At 45.1% G+C, this 16,012-nt stretch carries 13 protein-coding genes; all 13 read right to left on the reverse strand.

The features are described from left to right. Nucleotides 1-593 precede the first annotated feature (593 nt). Nucleotides 594-914 (reverse strand): hypothetical protein, encoded by a 321-nt coding sequence (locus PHQ42_01855; GenBank protein MDD5071459.1) that lies wholly within the window; start codon nucleotides 912-914, stop codon nucleotides 594-596. A gap of 169 nt (nucleotides 915-1,083) precedes the next feature. Further along, nucleotides 1,084-1,941, reverse strand: a complete 858-nt coding sequence (locus PHQ42_01860) for a ComEC/Rec2 family competence protein (GenBank protein MDD5071460.1) — start codon at nucleotides 1,939-1,941, stop codon at nucleotides 1,084-1,086. Between the two features lie 80 nt (nucleotides 1,942-2,021). After that, a complete protein-coding gene (locus PHQ42_01865; GenBank protein MDD5071461.1) occupies nucleotides 2,022-3,416 on the reverse strand; it encodes a glycine--tRNA ligase in 1,395 nt (464 codons plus the stop codon). A 41-nt stretch (nucleotides 3,417-3,457) separates the two neighbouring features. Beyond that, nucleotides 3,458-3,853, reverse strand: coding sequence for a four helix bundle protein (locus PHQ42_01870; GenBank protein ID MDD5071462.1), 396 nt, complete (start codon nucleotides 3,851-3,853; stop codon nucleotides 3,458-3,460). A gap of 251 nt (nucleotides 3,854-4,104) precedes the next feature. Next, the gene (locus PHQ42_01875) at nucleotides 4,105-5,874 is read right to left on the reverse strand and encodes a cohesin domain-containing protein (GenBank protein MDD5071463.1); all 1,770 of its coding nucleotides are present in this window, start codon (nucleotides 5,872-5,874) and stop codon (nucleotides 4,105-4,107) included. Next, nucleotides 5,832-6,797, reverse strand: a complete 966-nt coding sequence (locus PHQ42_01880; protein ID MDD5071464.1) for a cohesin domain-containing protein — start codon at nucleotides 6,795-6,797, stop codon at nucleotides 5,832-5,834. Before PHQ42_01880 ends, PHQ42_01875 begins: the two co-directional genes overlap by 43 nt. Further along, nucleotides 6,769-7,167 carry a GxxExxY protein gene (locus tag PHQ42_01885; protein MDD5071465.1) on the reverse strand — a complete coding sequence of 133 codons (399 nt, stop codon included), beginning with the start codon at nucleotides 7,165-7,167 and terminating at the stop codon, nucleotides 6,769-6,771. The genes PHQ42_01880 and PHQ42_01885 overlap by 29 nt, the downstream gene beginning before the upstream one ends. An 85-nt stretch (nucleotides 7,168-7,252) precedes the next feature. After that, nucleotides 7,253-8,311 carry a hypothetical protein gene (locus tag PHQ42_01890; protein ID MDD5071466.1) on the reverse strand — a complete coding sequence of 353 codons (1,059 nt, stop codon included), beginning with the start codon at nucleotides 8,309-8,311 and terminating at the stop codon, nucleotides 7,253-7,255. 13 nt (nucleotides 8,312-8,324) lie between these two features. Further along, the gene (locus tag PHQ42_01895) at nucleotides 8,325-8,927 is read right to left on the reverse strand and encodes a hypothetical protein (protein ID MDD5071467.1); all 603 of its coding nucleotides are present in this window, start codon (nucleotides 8,925-8,927) and stop codon (nucleotides 8,325-8,327) included. 39 nt (nucleotides 8,928-8,966) lie between these two features. Then, nucleotides 8,967-9,500: a hypothetical protein gene (locus PHQ42_01900; GenBank protein MDD5071468.1), complete on the reverse strand. Its 534-nt coding sequence runs from the start codon at nucleotides 9,498-9,500 to the stop codon at nucleotides 8,967-8,969. A 256-nt stretch (nucleotides 9,501-9,756) separates the two neighbouring features. Beyond that, nucleotides 9,757-10,371 carry a nucleotidyl transferase AbiEii/AbiGii toxin family protein gene (locus PHQ42_01905; protein ID MDD5071469.1) on the reverse strand — a complete coding sequence of 205 codons (615 nt, stop codon included), beginning with the start codon at nucleotides 10,369-10,371 and terminating at the stop codon, nucleotides 9,757-9,759. Further along, on the reverse strand, nucleotides 10,337-10,627 hold the full coding sequence (locus tag PHQ42_01910) for a hypothetical protein (protein ID MDD5071470.1): 291 nt from the start codon (nucleotides 10,625-10,627) through the stop codon (nucleotides 10,337-10,339). The genes PHQ42_01905 and PHQ42_01910 overlap by 35 nt, the downstream gene beginning before the upstream one ends. A gap of 50 nt (nucleotides 10,628-10,677) precedes the next feature. After that, on the reverse strand, nucleotides 10,678-15,963 hold the full coding sequence (locus tag PHQ42_01915; protein MDD5071471.1) for a DUF2341 domain-containing protein: 5,286 nt from the start codon (nucleotides 15,961-15,963) through the stop codon (nucleotides 10,678-10,680). Between the last annotated feature and the right edge of the window lie 49 nt (nucleotides 15,964-16,012).

Consider the following 16,012-nt stretch of genomic DNA (forward strand, 5'->3'; position numbering starts at 1 on the left):
CTCGTTGTTAAATCAAGCCCCTTTTTGGACCAACCACCTCTCTCGGCGGCTTTTTTATAAATAGTTCTATAGCCCATAATTATTTATTGCTTTTAAATATATTATAACGTTTTATTGCAAAAAGAAAAAGCAAATAAATCGTTTTGCCGCAAAATATACGATACCTCCAAAAATGTGTATCTAAAAACCCCGCGGATTAAGCAAGGGAGTTTGGCTTTATAATATTTTCCAAACAAAAACTCCGGGATAGCCCGGAATTTTCTTCCCCATGCTTGAGTTACTGGCCGCCCTTAGAGACCGAGCGGGCCAATAAGCCAAGAAAGAGGGGCTATGCTAATCTTAAATCCTATCTTTTTGTAGATTTTAAATCACCATAGCCCTTTTGGCTGGCTGGTTTTGCCAACCCTTTAACTTCATTTCATAATTCTGTCTTTAATTTTTAGATTTCTTACAAAGAACTTTTAGCCCGGTTTAAAAAAACGGGGCAAATAGGCGCTAATTGTCTAGGCCATAATATATGAACCAATTTATGGAAATTTAAATTCCGGCCGCATAAGAATAATGGAAGGAATAAAATATTCAATCTCAACCTTCTAGGCCAAAGCCGGCGACCGGAAAAAATTTTTTTCCGTAATTCCGCCGCCGGCCCGGTAATTTATGTGTTCTATTCTTTCCAGCCGATAAAAATTCTGGTTGGTTAAATTTTCTTTTTGTTTCGCTTTTTCCATTGACTGGTGGACAACGCTTAAAATCTGCGCGCTTGCCAAAACAACAAAAAAAGCAATGGACAAGCTGATAATAAGTCCAGACCAGCTGAACTCCTGCTCCATTGCCTTCTTTTTTATTCGGTTATAAGATTTCCAGCCGATAAAACCAAACCCGTCGGTTTTAGCCAGAATATTTATATTTTCCATTTTGTTTTTATTTTTGTTTTTCCTGAAATTTTTTGATGGCCTGTTTTTAGCCACCTATATACAGTATAGCAAATTTTTTTAATTTAGTCAAGGGTGAACGGCATCATGCTGAATTTGAAATTTTTATCTTTAAAAATTTATGGCTTGCTCCTCCGGTTTTTTTTGTTTCTTACTTTTTGCTTATTTCTTTTTTATTGCTAATCATCTTTATGGTCCCGTCAAGATCGGTCCGTAAAATTTCCGCTCCCGCTCTTTCCAGCCTTTTTAATATCCTTAAACTGGGGTGGCCGAAACTATTATTTTTGCCAACCTGAATAACGGCCGTCTCCGGACTTACCGCTTCCAAAAAATCTTCGCCGGAAGAAGTGTCGGAGCCATGGTGGCCGGCTTTCAGGACTTGAGCGGATAAATCGGCCTCACCGGCCAGCAATTCTTTTTCCACTTCCGCCTCCGCATCGCCCATAAACAAAAATTTCGTCTCCCCGTAAACCAGCTTGGCCACGATGGAGCTATTGTTTAAATTGCCTGTTTCCCGGGCCAAAAAACTTTTCAAAGGATGGATTATTTCCAAATGGCAGTCATCGCCCAAAATAATTTTTTGCGGCCGGTCAATGATTATTAAGGAAATTTTCCTTTCCCTTATGGCTTCCAGCCAGGCCAGATAATTGGGCGCGCTATGGACAACGCCGGTATATAATATTTTTTTCACGCCATACCGCCTTATCACTTCAATCAGGCCGGCAACATGGTCGTCATGGGGATGGGTCAGAACCATTAAATCAATCCGCCTGTCCCAAAAAGGCAAATTTTCCCCAAGCCCTTCTATGACTTTACTGTCCGGCCCGCCGTCAATTAAAATATTTTGCCCCATTGGCGATTTAATTAAAATCGCGTCCCCTTGGCCAACGTCTAAAAAATCCACTTCCAGTTCTTTGGGCGGATTATAAGACAAACCAAAAATCGGGACCGCCAGCAGAACCGCCACTATGCCCAAAATCAATAAAATTTTATAAAGTTTGGCAGGCATAATTTAATTATAACATGAAAAAAACGAGATGGCGTAAAACCCAACTCGCTTTTTTATTCTGAATTCTTACTTCTTGCTTCTTAATTCTTGTTTAATTCCTCTTTAAAATAATCTCCCAACTCTTTTATTTTTATTCTTACTTGCTTCATACTATCCCTATCCCGCACGGTCACGTCGTCTTTTTCCAAACTGTCAAAATCAACCGTGATGCAATAAGGCGTGCCGATTTCATCCTGCCGCCGGTATCGTTTGCCCACATTGCCGTTGTCGTCAAACTCGCATTTGTAATCTGATTTTAAATCATTAAAAATTTCTTTAGCTTTCTTTACCAGTTCCGGCTTATTTTTAAGCAAGGGAAAAACCGCGACCTTAACCGGAGCCAAATCTTTATTAAATTTCATCACCACTCTGGTTTCGCCATTCACTTCTTCCTCGGTGTAGGCGTCGCACATTACCGCCAATAGAGTGCGGCCGACGCCGACCGATGATTCAACGATATGCGGCAGATACTTTTCTTTGGTTATCGGGTCTGTATAATTTAAATCTTTGCCGGAATACTTTGCATGCTGGGTAAGGTCATAATTCCCTCTGGCATGCACGCCCTCCAGTTCTTTAAAGCCGAAGGGAAAATTATATTCAATGTCATAAGCTTCCTTGGCGTAAAACACCAAATTCTCGTGCTTGTGCCATTTTAAATTTTTTTCTCTGATGCCTAAATCCAGATAATACCGCCAGCGGCAATCTTTTAATTTTTTATACTCTTTCATCTCATCTTCAGGGGAAGTAAAGTACTGCATCTCCATCTGCTCAAACTCCCGAGTGCGAAAAACAAACTGGCGGGCGGTAATTTCATTCCGGAAAGCTTTGCCGATTTGGGCGATGCCAAAAGGCACTTTCACCCGGGTTGAATCCAGAACATTTTTGTAATTAACATAAATTCCCTGGCAAGTTTCGCCCCGCAAATAAACCGGCTCTTTATTCCAATCTTCGGTAAAATTTCCTAAATTAGACTTTACCAGCAAATTAAACTTCTTTATATCCGTAAAATCTCCCTGGCCGCAATTAGGGCATTTCAGTTTACTTTTGTTCTTATCAAATAATTTCTGTATTTCTTCTTCACCCATTTTCTCATCAGCCTTAATGCCGATCTCTTCCAATAAATGGTCAATCCGCAAACGGCTATGGCAATTTTTACATTCGGCCAGCGGGTCGGAAAAGCCGGAAACATGCCCCGAAGCTTCCCAAATCTTCGGGCTCATAAAAATACCGGAATCCAGGCCAACGATATCCTCGCGCAACTGCACCATATTCCGCCACCAAAAATTTTTTATATTATTGGCCAATTCCACGCCATAAGGACCATAATCATAAACCGCGGCAAACCCCCCGTAAATTTCCGAGGAAGGGAAAACAAATCCCCGCCTCTTGCACAAAGATTCAATTTTATCCATTGAATTATTTTTTTCTTCTGCCATATTCTTAAAAATAAAATAATAAAATAATATAAAAAATTAATTTACTTTCTGTATTTTAACTGCTGCTCTTTTAAAAACCCTATATAACCATTAATGGCTCTTTCCGCATTCTTCCCCTCATTATACAGATTATCAAATTTTTCTTGGTTTATATAACTCTCATCTAAAGCAACATAAAGCTGGTCTAAAACTTCGATCAGAGAACCTCTGGCTGTCCGACAAAATTGTATATTTTCCTGAAAGTTGTATCGACCATAACCTTCGGCAATATTGGAAGGTATTGAAATAGCCGCTCTTCTCATCTGCGATGTCAAGCAATATAATTCCTCCCTGGGAAAAATTTTTGTGATTTTATAAATATCTCTTCGGAAATTTCTGGCCAGTTGCCAAGCCTTTATATCTTCAAAACTATGCTGTTTTTGATTTACCCCCTCCATTACTATATATTATTTTGTTATTTTGTTATTTTATTTTTAAACCTAAAAACCTCGCTCCAACCCCGCTTGCGCCGCCAATAAATTTTAGCAGCGGGACTAGAACGAGGTTTTTCAGTTAACCCCGCGGTTCCATCTAGTTTGCCCGCCAAATATATTTTGGCAGGCCGCCTTAATTATATTGGATTTTCTTAAGAAAGGCGCCAATCCCCTTCATCTTTAAATTATACGAACGTAAAAATTTTGTCAAACATCTATTTCAGCAAATCCTGGACATCTTTAATTTCTTTCATCACCTTTTTTTCTATAAAATCCACTCTTCCCTTTAAACTTCTTTTTATTTTAGCCCTTTCTTTCTCATATCCGGCTTTGCCTTTCAGGCTTTCCAAATAAGCCGACTCTTTTTCTATCAACTTTCTGAATTCCTTCAAATTGGCGCGCAAAACCTTTTGCGCCTCATCCGTTTCTTTTTTCAATTTGCCCTTTATCATGCCGGCCCAATAAGCCAGAAGGGCGATAACCAATATGACAAAAATCAACAAGATGATAAAAATCGTAAAGTAATTTATGGCCCATGACCCAAATTTGACGAAAACCGGCGGAGTAACCAAGAAACTTACTTTGTTACTGCTTTCGCTTCTCATTCCCGAAGAATTAACCGCTTCCGCCCAGGCGAAATATCTGCCATTGTCCAATCCTTCCTGATAAATTAACGCCCAATTTCCGTTTTTGTCGCTCTGGCCGGATTGCTTTATAATTTGCCCAGTTTTTTCATTCTGAATAAACACATTTACGGTAACTTCCGGCGAAGCCGCGCCGGTTATGAAGAACTGGTCGGAAGACTTAAACTCCCTGGAATAATTAACTATAACCGGAGCCTCTATGGGTTCTATGTCAAAATCGGCAAAAGCCAAAGTTTCGTTACCGGCTTTATCAACAGCTTTAACAATGGCGGTATATTTGCCCGGCGAGAGCGGCGGCGCTTGGAGAGAAGCGTCTTCCGGCCCGACAATGAATTCCTGACCGTCTATCTTGACCTTATATTCCCGAATGCCCGAAGCGGCATCAGTAGTCTTGAAGTGGAGAACCGGCCAGGCAACGCCATCCTTGGTGTCAATGTCTATTGTAAAAGCAAGGGGAGGAGTAGCATCTATTTGAATTTTATAACGGTCTATTTCTCCCCAGCCGGCCTGGCTTTTGAATTTTAAATGCAAATACCAAACGCCGTCTTCAAGGCCCTCATAATCCTTGGTTGAAAATAAGCCGTCAGAAATCGGACCGGGATCAGAAGTCGGCTTATCGTTCAATAAAATGCTAACTCCGGTCGTCCCGTAAGGCAGCTCCCATTTGAACGCAACCTTGTTGTTTTCATACCAAGCTGTCTGGTCAGGGTGGGTGGGCGAGGTTATCTGGGGTTTGCTGACTCCTACCGCTGCCGCCGGTTCTTCTTTTTTGGGAGCGGGCGTTATCACCTCCGGCGCTGTGACTTTCTTGGTAACCGTATAACTGCCGCTGCCCATGCCTGTCAAAATATTTGTTCCCTGCCCGTCATTGGCCAGAATGGCTCCGGAAGAGAAAATGACCGAAGCGATGCCGGCATCCTTTGCCTTAAAATTTATAGTGATAATTCTTCCGGCCGAACCGGTGTAGCCGGGATTTAAAACAATGGCTTCAAAATTTATCGTGCCGGCATTATTTGAAAAAGACGGTTCTTGCACCCAGAGAGAAACAATGGAGCCGCTTTTGGAAATGGAAGAAACTTCCAGATTGCCGGCGGGAAAGGAGATCGCGCCGGAAACCGCGTTCATGGCCTGGTCGGGGCTGGAAACATTTATGTTTACGGAAAAACTTTTGCCGGTTTCATAAGAGCCGGAAGCGGGAGAGAGATAAAAACTCGCCGCCTGCGCGGCCCGGCCGACGCCAAAAAACAAAAATATAAAAACGGCTATTGCCAAAAATTTCGCGATATTTTCCGCTAATATCAATAATTTTCCGTATATTTTTTCCTCCTTGATTTCCTCCATATTATATAAGCGATGATTAAACCCGCCGCAATGATTATTATAACATAAAAATAATAAACTTCATACCAAACCGAAGGTTTGCGAGGAGAAAGGGAGGAAATTCTTTCGTTGCCGGCTTTATCAACCGCTTTTATGTAGACATGGCTTTGCAGCTTCTGGTCTTTCAGAATATAGGGACTCTCGGCCCGCTGCCATTTTTTCCAAACTCCCAGCCTCCAACGGAATAATTTTATTTTCCTCTGCTCTTTCACCTCGTAATAATCCACGCCGGAGGCCTTGTCCTGGGTGGCAAAAACCAAAAACCACTTTCCGTCAAATATCAATTCGTCTCTGGAAATTTCCGGCCTAAAAGTTTCCGGCGGCTCATAATCCCTGATTTTTATTTTGTCCTCGCCAATCTCCGCGGGCGCGTCTTCGCCAATCCGAAAACTTAAAAATCCAACGGAAACTTCGGCCGAAGTTCCAAGCCCGTCATTTTTCAAAATTCTTGCGTCTTTGACTTGAATTTCTCCCTCGCCCCCACCTTTTGCCGAAAAAACCAGGGAAAGAATAAAATTATTTTCCCCCTTAAAGCCGCCCGGGGTGATTCCGGAAAAAATTATTTCGCCGTCCCCGCCGGCTTGCGGCCTTTCCACCCAAAAATTAATAATTGAATTGCCGTCGCGAATTTCTTCTAGCTCCAGCAGGTCTTGGGGAAAACCTATTTTTCCTTCCACCGCGTTTATTTCTTCGTCCCCGGTATCTAAAATTATGCTCGCCTGAAATTGTTGGCCAACGGCGATTTCTTGAAATTGAGAGGTTAGATTTAGTTGGGCCGCCTGGACAGATAATCCACCAAGTAATCCTAATAATATCGCAAAAACACGCGGAACTTCACGCAGAAATACGCAGAATTTATTTTGTTTTGTTTCTTGCGGTATCATAAACTCTTCTAATTATTTGTACTCCTTTCGGCGAACCAAAATTTATAAGAAAACCTAACTTATATTCGGAATTTTTAAGATAATGCCAAAACTGTTCTATATCCTGTTTTAATACCATCGGTTTTGCTTTAAGTTCTATAAAAATAACATTATTAATTACTAAATCAGGAACATAAGTGCCAACTTTTTTGTTATTATAATAAATATCAATACGTTTCTCCTTATTAACTTTTAATCCTTTATCCGTAAGGCCTAAATAAAAAGAATCCCTGTAAATTTTTTCTTTATGATGATTTTTGAATTTTTTATAAATATTAAAGGCGACTCCTCTGATAATAAATGACTCTTCTTTATAAAGCAGTTTGTCCATGTTGTTTTCGCGTTATTCCGCGTTTTAATTTCTTTCGCGTTATTCCGCGTTTAATTCCGCGAAATTTCCGCGCTGGCTGACTTCGTCAGCCAGTCCAGTAATAAGCCATGATGCTAAAATCCACCAAGTCAATTTTGCCGTCGCCGTTCAGCCTCTCTTTTTCAATCTCTTTGAAGGCGTCGCTAATCGGCCTTTTGTACCAATAGGCGGCGATGGAAAAATCAACCAGATTCACCCGGCCGTCGCAATTCAAATCGGCTTTGCCGCATTTTTCCGAAGGCGGAAAAACCGACTTCGTTCCCACTAAAAAACTTACGGCCCGGCTGTAAGGGCTTATCTCTCCGGAAAGAGCGGATTTTGATTTGGTAAAATGCTGCCCGATTTCAAGGAGAGAAGTGTCAAAATTATACAAATAAACTCCGTTTTTGTCCGCCGGGGTTTTCACGAAAAATTCTTCCTCGGAATTAATTGAAATCGTCACTTCCGATTCCGCCGCTGTTTGGCCGAAAATGGCGACATTATCTCCTTTTTTTGTTTCCTCTTTGTCAACCGCGATCGTGGGCGAAATAAAAATCCCGCCCACATTGATGACGGTTCCGCTGGTAACGGTTATTGGAAAAGTGAATAAAGAAGACCGCCGGCCTGCCTTGTCTTCCGAATAAATGCTAAAAACAAAACTCCCGGCAGAAAGACCTGAAAAGGAAACATTAAAATTAGCGTTAGGATCGGCAATGGTGGTGGCGGCGATTTGCGCGTCTTTTAAAATAGTCACCAGACTTGTCGGATAAGCCCGGCCGGAAAAAACAACGCCTGTTTCAGCCGGAGGGACATAGGCGCTCCCGCCCGATGCCGGCGGCGAAGCGGATGAAGTGTAGCAATCGGAAGTGTCAAAATCGCAGGCCATGTCGCACTTCAGGGTTCCGCTGGTAAACCCCCGGCTGGAGCAGGTTTCTCCTCCCAAATCACTGCCATCGCATTGCTCCCCGTATTCCCTGATTCCGTTGCCGCAAACGGAAATTTTCACGGTAATTGTAACTGCGTCATTGCCGGCAGCCGCGTTCGGGAGCAAACTAAAAAAATCGGCTGTCAAAACAGCCGCTATTAACAAAAAAAATGAAAAAATGGCAAAATAGATTCTCTTCATCCATTGTAATGTTTTATTTCTTCCTGCTAACGCCGATATTAAAGGAAAAAAATCGGCGGAATGTGGCGATTAACAAGGCGGCAACTATCACCGCCAAAACGACATAACTCCAGGGAGAATAAAGGGACATAACGGAAACTATCCGATGGTAAAGCCCCATGAAAAAATTAGCCGGCGTAACTGTGAAATAAAGCTTGGTCGCCGCCGCCACGCCCACGCTCGCCATGCCCGATTCCGTTTTTCTAAGCGGGCGGCCCTGCAAAAAAGCGAAATAATCCCCGGGTTGGGCGCCCCTTATGGGCAAAGTTAATTTTACCTGCACCAATTGCGATTGGCCCGGCTCCAAATAAAATTCAGCCGGCTCAAATTTGAACCACTCCTTGGCCGGCCTTAATTGTTTCTGGCTTTCGTGGAAAGCGATCTGAACGCCGTAATCCGACGGTTCGTCCCCGGTATTTATAATAACAAGAGAAGGCAGGGTGTAAATTAAACCGGCTTTCAGGGGTTGGTCAATCTCAATTCTTCCTATGCCCACGCCCACGCCGATTTTAGCCAATGCCAAAACAGGAAAAACCAAGATAAGGCCAAAAAATATTAAAATAGCGGCTTTTTTCATAATTTTCATAAACAACCCGTTTCTTAAAACTGGCCGGAATTAAGGAGTAGTCGGTTCGCTCGCCTGAACCGTTACGGCCGCGCTTTGCTGGGTATAAACCGTGCTGGGATTGGGAGTATGCATTGAAAGCTGGAAAGCGACTCCGCCGGCCGCTGCCACATCTGCCTTAAGAGCTGCCGGGCTTGTGGTAAGGGCTGTAAAATTCGCTCCATAAACCCCGGAGGCCGCGCAGTCATTATCAGTTTCGTTGCAGAATTTATGCGTATAATAATCCGGGGTGGAAGTGGCCGCATCCAATGTCCAATTGGCAGTATCCGCTCCGTAGATGTCAAAATCAGCTTTACTGCCGTCGTTGGTGGCGGTGATTCCCGCCGCGCTCCAAAGCGTTAGGGTGCTGGAAGCGCTGTTATTAGTCATTGTTCCATAGGAAAATGACGATTGGTCAAGGGATATGGCAAAATTTTGCACAGTTACGGTTCCGGTAACCGCATCCGTGTCTGCCGCCCTGGCGCCGGCAACGACAAGAATTCCCGCCAGAGCCGTTAAGACAATTAAAGAAAAAAAATCTTTCATTTTTTTAGTTTTTAGTAATTGCTGTTTAATAATATGGGAGCGCCTGTTCTCGACCTTTTATTTTTAAATTGACAAGCGTAATTTTAAAAAAAATTAAAAATCTCCGGAGAAAAGCCTTGTTTTTCAGCCTGCGAATACACAGAACATTAAATAAATTTTTCTAGGCTTATTTCTTGGGGAATGAAAAAAATCGTATTTTTACTTATCCACATTTTGTCTTAATTATAACACATTGCCGCCGGTTGCGCCAAATAAATTATTCCAGCGCGAATTTTATCAGCTCTTTTTTAACCTTTTCATCGCTAACAGCGAAATTGGGTAAATACTTAATTTCCTCCCGATAATCAAGGTCTTTAAAGTAAGCCAATTGGCTGCGGAATATTTTTTCATTAAACTCGCCTTTAAAAATAGCCTGACTTTTTGTAACTATTTTTTTTATAGAGTGATATTTATTGATTATAAAATATAAATCAACATAATCTTTCCATTTTGCTCGCCGGCCCAAGGCATAAGCTTTCATGGCCGCCAAGGTTAATAAATCCGGCATTCTTAAGATTTTTTCAAAATGCTTTATTAATTCAATTTTAAATGGATAATGGAAAAAGGTGAATTGAACTTCATTCACAAAAAAAGTGAACTGCCCGGCCTCATCTCTATATACTTTGCCGATTTTATAGCCGCTTTTTATTATCAGCTGCCTAATTTTGCCGTTACTAAATTCTCTGTTGGAAAACAAGTCAAAATCAATTGATCGCCTATGGCCAATTTGCAAAGCAATAGCGGTTCCGCCGACTAGTCCGAAATCTTTAATAAATTTCTTTACCAGCGGCAATAATTCAGCTTGTTTTTTTGTTAATACTTCTTGGCGCATGCTTATTAAAATAAAGAGTGAAAAAATTTTTTGTTTTTTCAATATAATTCTGCCTGCCGATTTCAGACGGTTTTGATTTGGCGCGGAAAATTTTCGCGGTTTTTTTGAGGCCTAAAATTTTAATCATTTCCTGCACATCGTCCCAATCGCCGTAATTTAAGACATGCTCCACGATTGATTCTTCGGAGAGTCTGTCTAAATTTTTTACGTACCAGATTAAATACGGCCTTTTTTTTATAAATTGATGAATGGTCATATCTTAATTATATTAAAAATTTACGATAAAATCAATTTAACAGAATTAAATCACGGCGCAGACACCTGAATTGTTACCTGCGCGCTTTGCTGGGTATAGATTGTGCTGGGATTCGGGGTGTGCATTGAGAGCTGGAAAGCGACTTGCCCATCCGGCGCTATGCTGGCTTTCAACAATTGAGGATTGGTAGTAAGGGCCGTAAAATCGGCTCCGTAAGGTCCGGAGGCCGCGCAGTCATTGTCGGTTTCGTTGCAGAACTTATGCGTGTAATAATCCGGGGTGGAAGTGGCCGCGTCCAAGGTCCAGCCCCCGGTATTCGCGCCGTAAATATAGAAATCCGCCAGCACATCGCCGTTGGTGGCGACAATGCCGGCTCCGCCCCAGAGCGCCAAAGTGCTGGAAGCGGTATTCGCTTCCAGCCAGCCATAATCAAATTCGGAAATGTCAATTGAAATGGAAACGCCGGCGGCGCCTTCGGCAGTTGAAATTCTGGCTATCTGCAAATAACTATCCAATCCGGCGGTCTCCCCGCCGCTTACTTTGGCCAGCCGAAAACAATAAGCGGTGCTGTCCGGAGCGCTGTCGGTAAATTTGAAATTGAACTCATGCTCCGTATAATAATCCGTGGCCAAATTGAAAGAGGCGGTTTGATTGCATTCGTTGTCCACCATGTTGCCGCCGACAAAAGTCGCTCCGGAAACGGCGGTGAGCTGGGGAGTGGTTGAGGCCTGGCTGGCTTCCGGACAACCGACAAACCAACTGGAATCCATCATCTGCGCCACGCCTCCGGTCGTTGTCGCCACATCGGCGAAATTCCCGCTATCAACCAAGAGGCAACTGGCCGCTTCGCCCAGAGCCGCGTACTGCAAACGGTAATTAGCGCTGTTGACCGCCGCGCCGGAATTCCTTACCAAAAATCTGACTCTAACATTGGTATTTTTATCAATGGTGGCGGCCGTGTCTTCGGCGGCCAGCCAGCCGGTGCCGCCGGCCGCTTCCAAACCGGTTGATACCACAGTCGGCTCGGTGGAAGCGTATTTGCGAATCCGGTAATCATCGTAATAAGCCTCTATGGAACCGGTGCCGAAGCCGCCCAATCCCACTTTGCCCGAAGTGGCGCTGCTATTGGAAAAATCAGCCGAAGTAACATTGGTTCCGTCTGACTTTTCAATCTTGAAGTTATAATTGCCGCTTCCCTTTATTTTCAGGGAAAATTTATACCATTCGTCATAACTGCCGGTATAGCTTATCGGCGAACTCCCCAAATCGGTATCAACATATCTCATATATATTGCCGGGCCCGGCGCGAAATAAAAGGTCCGGTAAAAAATGCTTCCGGGCGAAGGAGTGTTCCAGTGCCAGACCTGGCCGGCCAAATGGGTGCCGGTACTGCTTGAATTCCACTTTACCTTAAATTCGTGTATCCCCGGATTGCTATTGTCGCTGGTAAAATTTTTCAAATAAATAAATCTTGCCTGATCCATCAGGGTCGTCAAGACGCCCCCGACCTCGTCCCAATAATTCCGGCCCACCGACCATTGGATTTCCCAATCATCCTCAAACGTATCATCTTCAAAATCATCAAAGAAAACAAAAGTGTTTTCTCCGTTGCTGGTGGTGGAAACACCTGAATTGCCGTAAAACATATAAATGGTGGATGTGGCTTCCGCGGTCAAAGAAGGAATCTTTACCCAAAAAGTGGAAGTGGCGGAAGCGGTATATTTTTCCTGCCAATAATCAAGGAGCTGGCTGTAATCGCTATTGATAAACCTGATATCGCCGAAATCCGTCCGGCACTTGCCTTCGCAATCAACGTCGCCTCCGTCGGAACTTTGATAGCCCACTTCTATTTTGACTTGAAAATCCGTTAATTCAGCGGCTAAAAAATTTTCAATTACTACTGATTTTTTATACGGCCAATCCCCCAGGGCTTCTCCCCCCGTATCTTCCCGCCAGCGGTAATGAACCTGGGCCAGACCAACCAATTCGGTTGTCCCCGAAATAGCCACCGTGGAGGGAGGCCCGACCGTGCCGGAACTTACTTTCACCTCGGTGGAAGGGTCGGTAATCTGGACTTCAATGGTTTCGCCGACAGAAGCGCCGCTGCCCACGTCCAAAACAACGTAAACGCACATTGTTGAAGTGGTGGAAATGCCAACTGTCCCAGTAAAAGTTGAAGTTCCGTTGGCGGAACTGAAACCGCCCGCCACCGTGCTGCCAAATTGCTCTTCGTCGCCCTCGTAGCTTTCCGAAGCGCAATTGTAGGGTTCGGTCGTATCTAAATCATAAAATAATTTTATATTAGCGAGATCGTTTTGAGCGTCAATCGTTCCCTGTTCGGTAATGGTAATTTCAGTAACATTTCTGGTGCCGGTAAACTCCCGGATGCTGAAACCGCCGTCCAAATAATTGCTTGCCGAATTAATCTGCAAAGAAGCGGTTTGTTCGCCCACGCTTGTCACCACTGTGTCGGCCTTGGTGGAAATTCTGGCTATATTTGCATAGCTGTCCAGCTCAAGCGTATATCCCTGGGTAATCTGGGCGACCCGAAAGCAGTAAGAAGTGCCGTCCGGAGCGCTCTCGGTAAATTTGAAATTATATTCCAGCTCGGTAAAATTGTTTAGGCCCAAATTTACGGAATCGGTCTGGTTTGAAGGGCTTTCCACCATTTTGCCGTCAACCCAGGAATAGCCGCCCGGGTCGGTTAAACTGCCGGAAAAATTAACCGTGGAGTCCTGGTCGCCAAAATTATCGGAAGTTACTATCTGTACCACGCCCCCGGTCGTTGTCGCCACATCGGAAAAATCGTCTCCGGCAACCGCCAAACAATTCGGGTTGCCGCCCAAAGCCGCGTATTGCAAACGGTAATTAATATTGCCGCTCGGACCGCCGGCATTCTTTATCAAAAACCTGACTCTGACATTGGCCGCCTGCTCTTCGCTAGTCAAAACCGCCAAAGTGTTTTCCGCGGCCATCCAGGTAGCGCCGCCGGATGTTTCCTGGCTGCCGGGCGTGCCAATAGTCGGTTCCGGGTCAACATACTCGCGGACCAAAATCCAGTCAGTATAATTGCGCGCCCGATAAGAGCCGATTGAGACATTTTGATCCAGGGTTCCGACATAATCGGTTTTTGTGACCTTGAGATCGCCGTCAACATACAAAGCGATGGAAGAGCCGCTTAGGTGGTTGACATCAAAAATATACCATGTGTCATAGCTCCAATGCCCGGTAGAAACACTGCCGGTACCCGCGTCATCGTTTGACAATAAACCGGTGCCGTAAATAAGCGCGCGTCCGCTGCAGCATGGATTGGCTTCAAAGCCGATGGCTTGGTCAAGGCCGAAACCTCCGGTATTATCTAATTTAGATTTTGATCGCAGCGCGTAACTGGGGCTGTATTGTGACGCCGAATACATTTTTTTCCAGGAGCCGACTCCGGAATAATAAGATAATATCCCATCCGTTACCGAACCGTAATCGGTTTCGCCCGTCCATTTTGTCCCCGGATAACCGCTCTCAAAATCGTCAAAAAACCTGAAAGTATTGTCGCCGTTGCTGGTGGTGGAAACGGCGCCGTTGCCGTAATACATATAAATGGTGGAGGTGGCTTCCGCGGACAAAGAAGGTATCTCTACCCAAAAAATTGAATCTGTTGAAGCGACATAAGACTCTCTCCAATAATCCAGAAGCGTTACCCCGTCAGAAGCCGTGAACCTGACATCGTCAAAATCGCTCTGGCAATTGCCGGAGCAGGTAACGTCTCCGCTCGTAGAACTGGCCACGGTTATTTTAACCTGATAATCGGTAAGGATGGTGGTGGTTGCGTTTGCAATCGGGATAGTTTTCCGATAAGACCAGCTATCATCATACCAGACAACGCCTTCGCCGCCGTCGTCGTTGCGCCAACGGTAAGCGTATTGGTCAAGGTCTATGGGCGGCGGCATTTGGAGTTCGCTTGACCCGAGATTGACCGGAAAACTGCCGTCAATAGTTCCCGATGAAACCGTTGCGTCGCTTGAAGAATTAATTTCAATGCTTATCGTTTCCGCCACCGCCGCCCCGGAACCAATATCCAAAATAACGTAAACGCAGACCTGCGAAGTGCCGACTGTCATGGTATCGCTGCCAAAAGTCGCTTCTTCGCTACTGAAGCTCTGGGCCGTGCTGAACTGCGTTTCATCGCCGTCATAGGTACAAGTGGCCGCGGTTTCGTAATAAAGTTTTGCGTTGCTAAGGTCGTCATCGGCGGTTATGGTGCCGGTCTCGGTCAAAGTGATTGAAGTAATATTAACCGTGCCAACAGCGGTCTGAATAGTAAAAGCTCCGCCAATATGATTATCGGTGGTATCTATATACAAAGTCGCGTCCTGGCTGCCGGATTTGGCAATGGTTGTTACGGCCGGCGTGTAAGTAATGACAATAATTCCTTGTTTGCCGGCTGTGCCTGCTCCGGCGTTGGCACCGCCTTTGCCCATGCCTCCGCCGCCCGCTCCGCCGGCGCCGTAAGTTCCGCCCGCTCCGCCGGCGCTTCCGTTGCCTTTATTACCGCCGCCTTGCCCGCCGCCGCCTCCTCCTCCTGAACCGTAGTCAGGACTAGATGACCATTCTGTTCCATTACCGCCCGCGCCGCCGTTGGCTGTGCCTCCCGCGCCGCCGGAGCCCGCGCCGCCATCGCCGCCGGCTCCGCCATCTTGGCTGGAAGAAGTCGCGCCGGCAACGCCCGCGCCAGAAGGTCCGCCCGCGCCGCCGCCTCCTCCTCCTCCGCCGCCATTAGTCGGACCAGTAGAACCTCCATCCCCGCCGTCTGCTCCGGCATTTACCGTATCGCCCACTGAACCTGCCTGGGCAGAACCTTTTGTCTGCCCCGAAGCAGCGCCTCCGCCCTTTCCGCAAACATCGGAGCCGGCGCAATTGGCGCCGTTGAAATAAGTGTCGCTGCCGGCGCTTGCCACTCCGCCGGCAGTACCGATCTGAATGGTGATTGAACCGCTGATATCAAGATTGCTTACTTTGGCATAAGCGCCGGAAGCTCCGCCGCCGCCGCCAACGCCGGGCGAACTGGCTGAACCGTTGGCTCCGCCGCCGCCGCCGCCAATAACTTCAATGGTATTGCTTCCCGGATTCCAATCAGCGGGAACATCCCAGCTGGTTAAAGCCGTATTGGTAAGATAAGTAACAATCGGAGCCGCTTGCGCTTTCTTAATAACCGGCGGCACCCGCGAATTCTGCCAAAGCGGCGGCCAGCCGGAAAAAATCCAGGCTATTATCAAAAGAAAAATCAAAATGCGTTTTCCGCAGGCGAGCCAAGGCTTGTTTTTTAAATTAAAAAATCGCATCGGCATTGAAACGTAATTATAAAATTTAAAATAAAATATTTAAGAAAAA

The organism is Patescibacteria group bacterium, assembly GCA_028711655.1.
GTDB lineage: Bacteria > Patescibacteriota > Patescibacteriia > Patescibacteriales > JAQTRU01 > JAQTRU01.

Excerpts from the sequence above, each read along its gene's own strand:
- PHQ42_01855 (MDD5071459.1), bottom strand. The coding sequence starts at position 914 with ATGGAAAATATAAATATTCTGGCTAAAACCGACGGGTTTGGTTTTATC.
- PHQ42_01860 (MDD5071460.1), bottom strand. The coding sequence starts at position 1,941 with ATGCCTGCCAAACTTTATAAAATTTTATTGATTTTGGGCATAGTGGCG.
- PHQ42_01865 (MDD5071461.1), bottom strand. The coding sequence starts at position 3,416 with ATGGCAGAAGAAAAAAATAATTCAATGGATAAAATTGAATCTTTGTGC.
- PHQ42_01870 (MDD5071462.1), bottom strand. The coding sequence starts at position 3,853 with ATGGAGGGGGTAAATCAAAAACAGCATAGTTTTGAAGATATAAAGGCT.
- PHQ42_01875 (MDD5071463.1), bottom strand. The coding sequence starts at position 5,874 with ATGGAGGAAATCAAGGAGGAAAAAATATACGGAAAATTATTGATATTA.
- PHQ42_01880 (MDD5071464.1), bottom strand. The coding sequence starts at position 6,797 with ATGATACCGCAAGAAACAAAACAAAATAAATTCTGCGTATTTCTGCGT.
- PHQ42_01885 (MDD5071465.1), bottom strand. The coding sequence starts at position 7,167 with ATGGACAAACTGCTTTATAAAGAAGAGTCATTTATTATCAGAGGAGTC.
- PHQ42_01890 (MDD5071466.1), bottom strand. The coding sequence starts at position 8,311 with ATGAAGAGAATCTATTTTGCCATTTTTTCATTTTTTTTGTTAATAGCG.
- PHQ42_01895 (MDD5071467.1), bottom strand. The coding sequence starts at position 8,927 with ATGAAAAAAGCCGCTATTTTAATATTTTTTGGCCTTATCTTGGTTTTT.
- PHQ42_01900 (MDD5071468.1), bottom strand. The coding sequence starts at position 9,500 with ATGAAAGATTTTTTTTCTTTAATTGTCTTAACGGCTCTGGCGGGAATT.
- PHQ42_01905 (MDD5071469.1), bottom strand. The coding sequence starts at position 10,371 with ATGCGCCAAGAAGTATTAACAAAAAAACAAGCTGAATTATTGCCGCTG.
- PHQ42_01910 (MDD5071470.1), bottom strand. The coding sequence starts at position 10,627 with ATGACCATTCATCAATTTATAAAAAAAAGGCCGTATTTAATCTGGTAC.
- PHQ42_01915 (MDD5071471.1), bottom strand. The coding sequence starts at position 15,963 with ATGCGATTTTTTAATTTAAAAAACAAGCCTTGGCTCGCCTGCGGAAAA.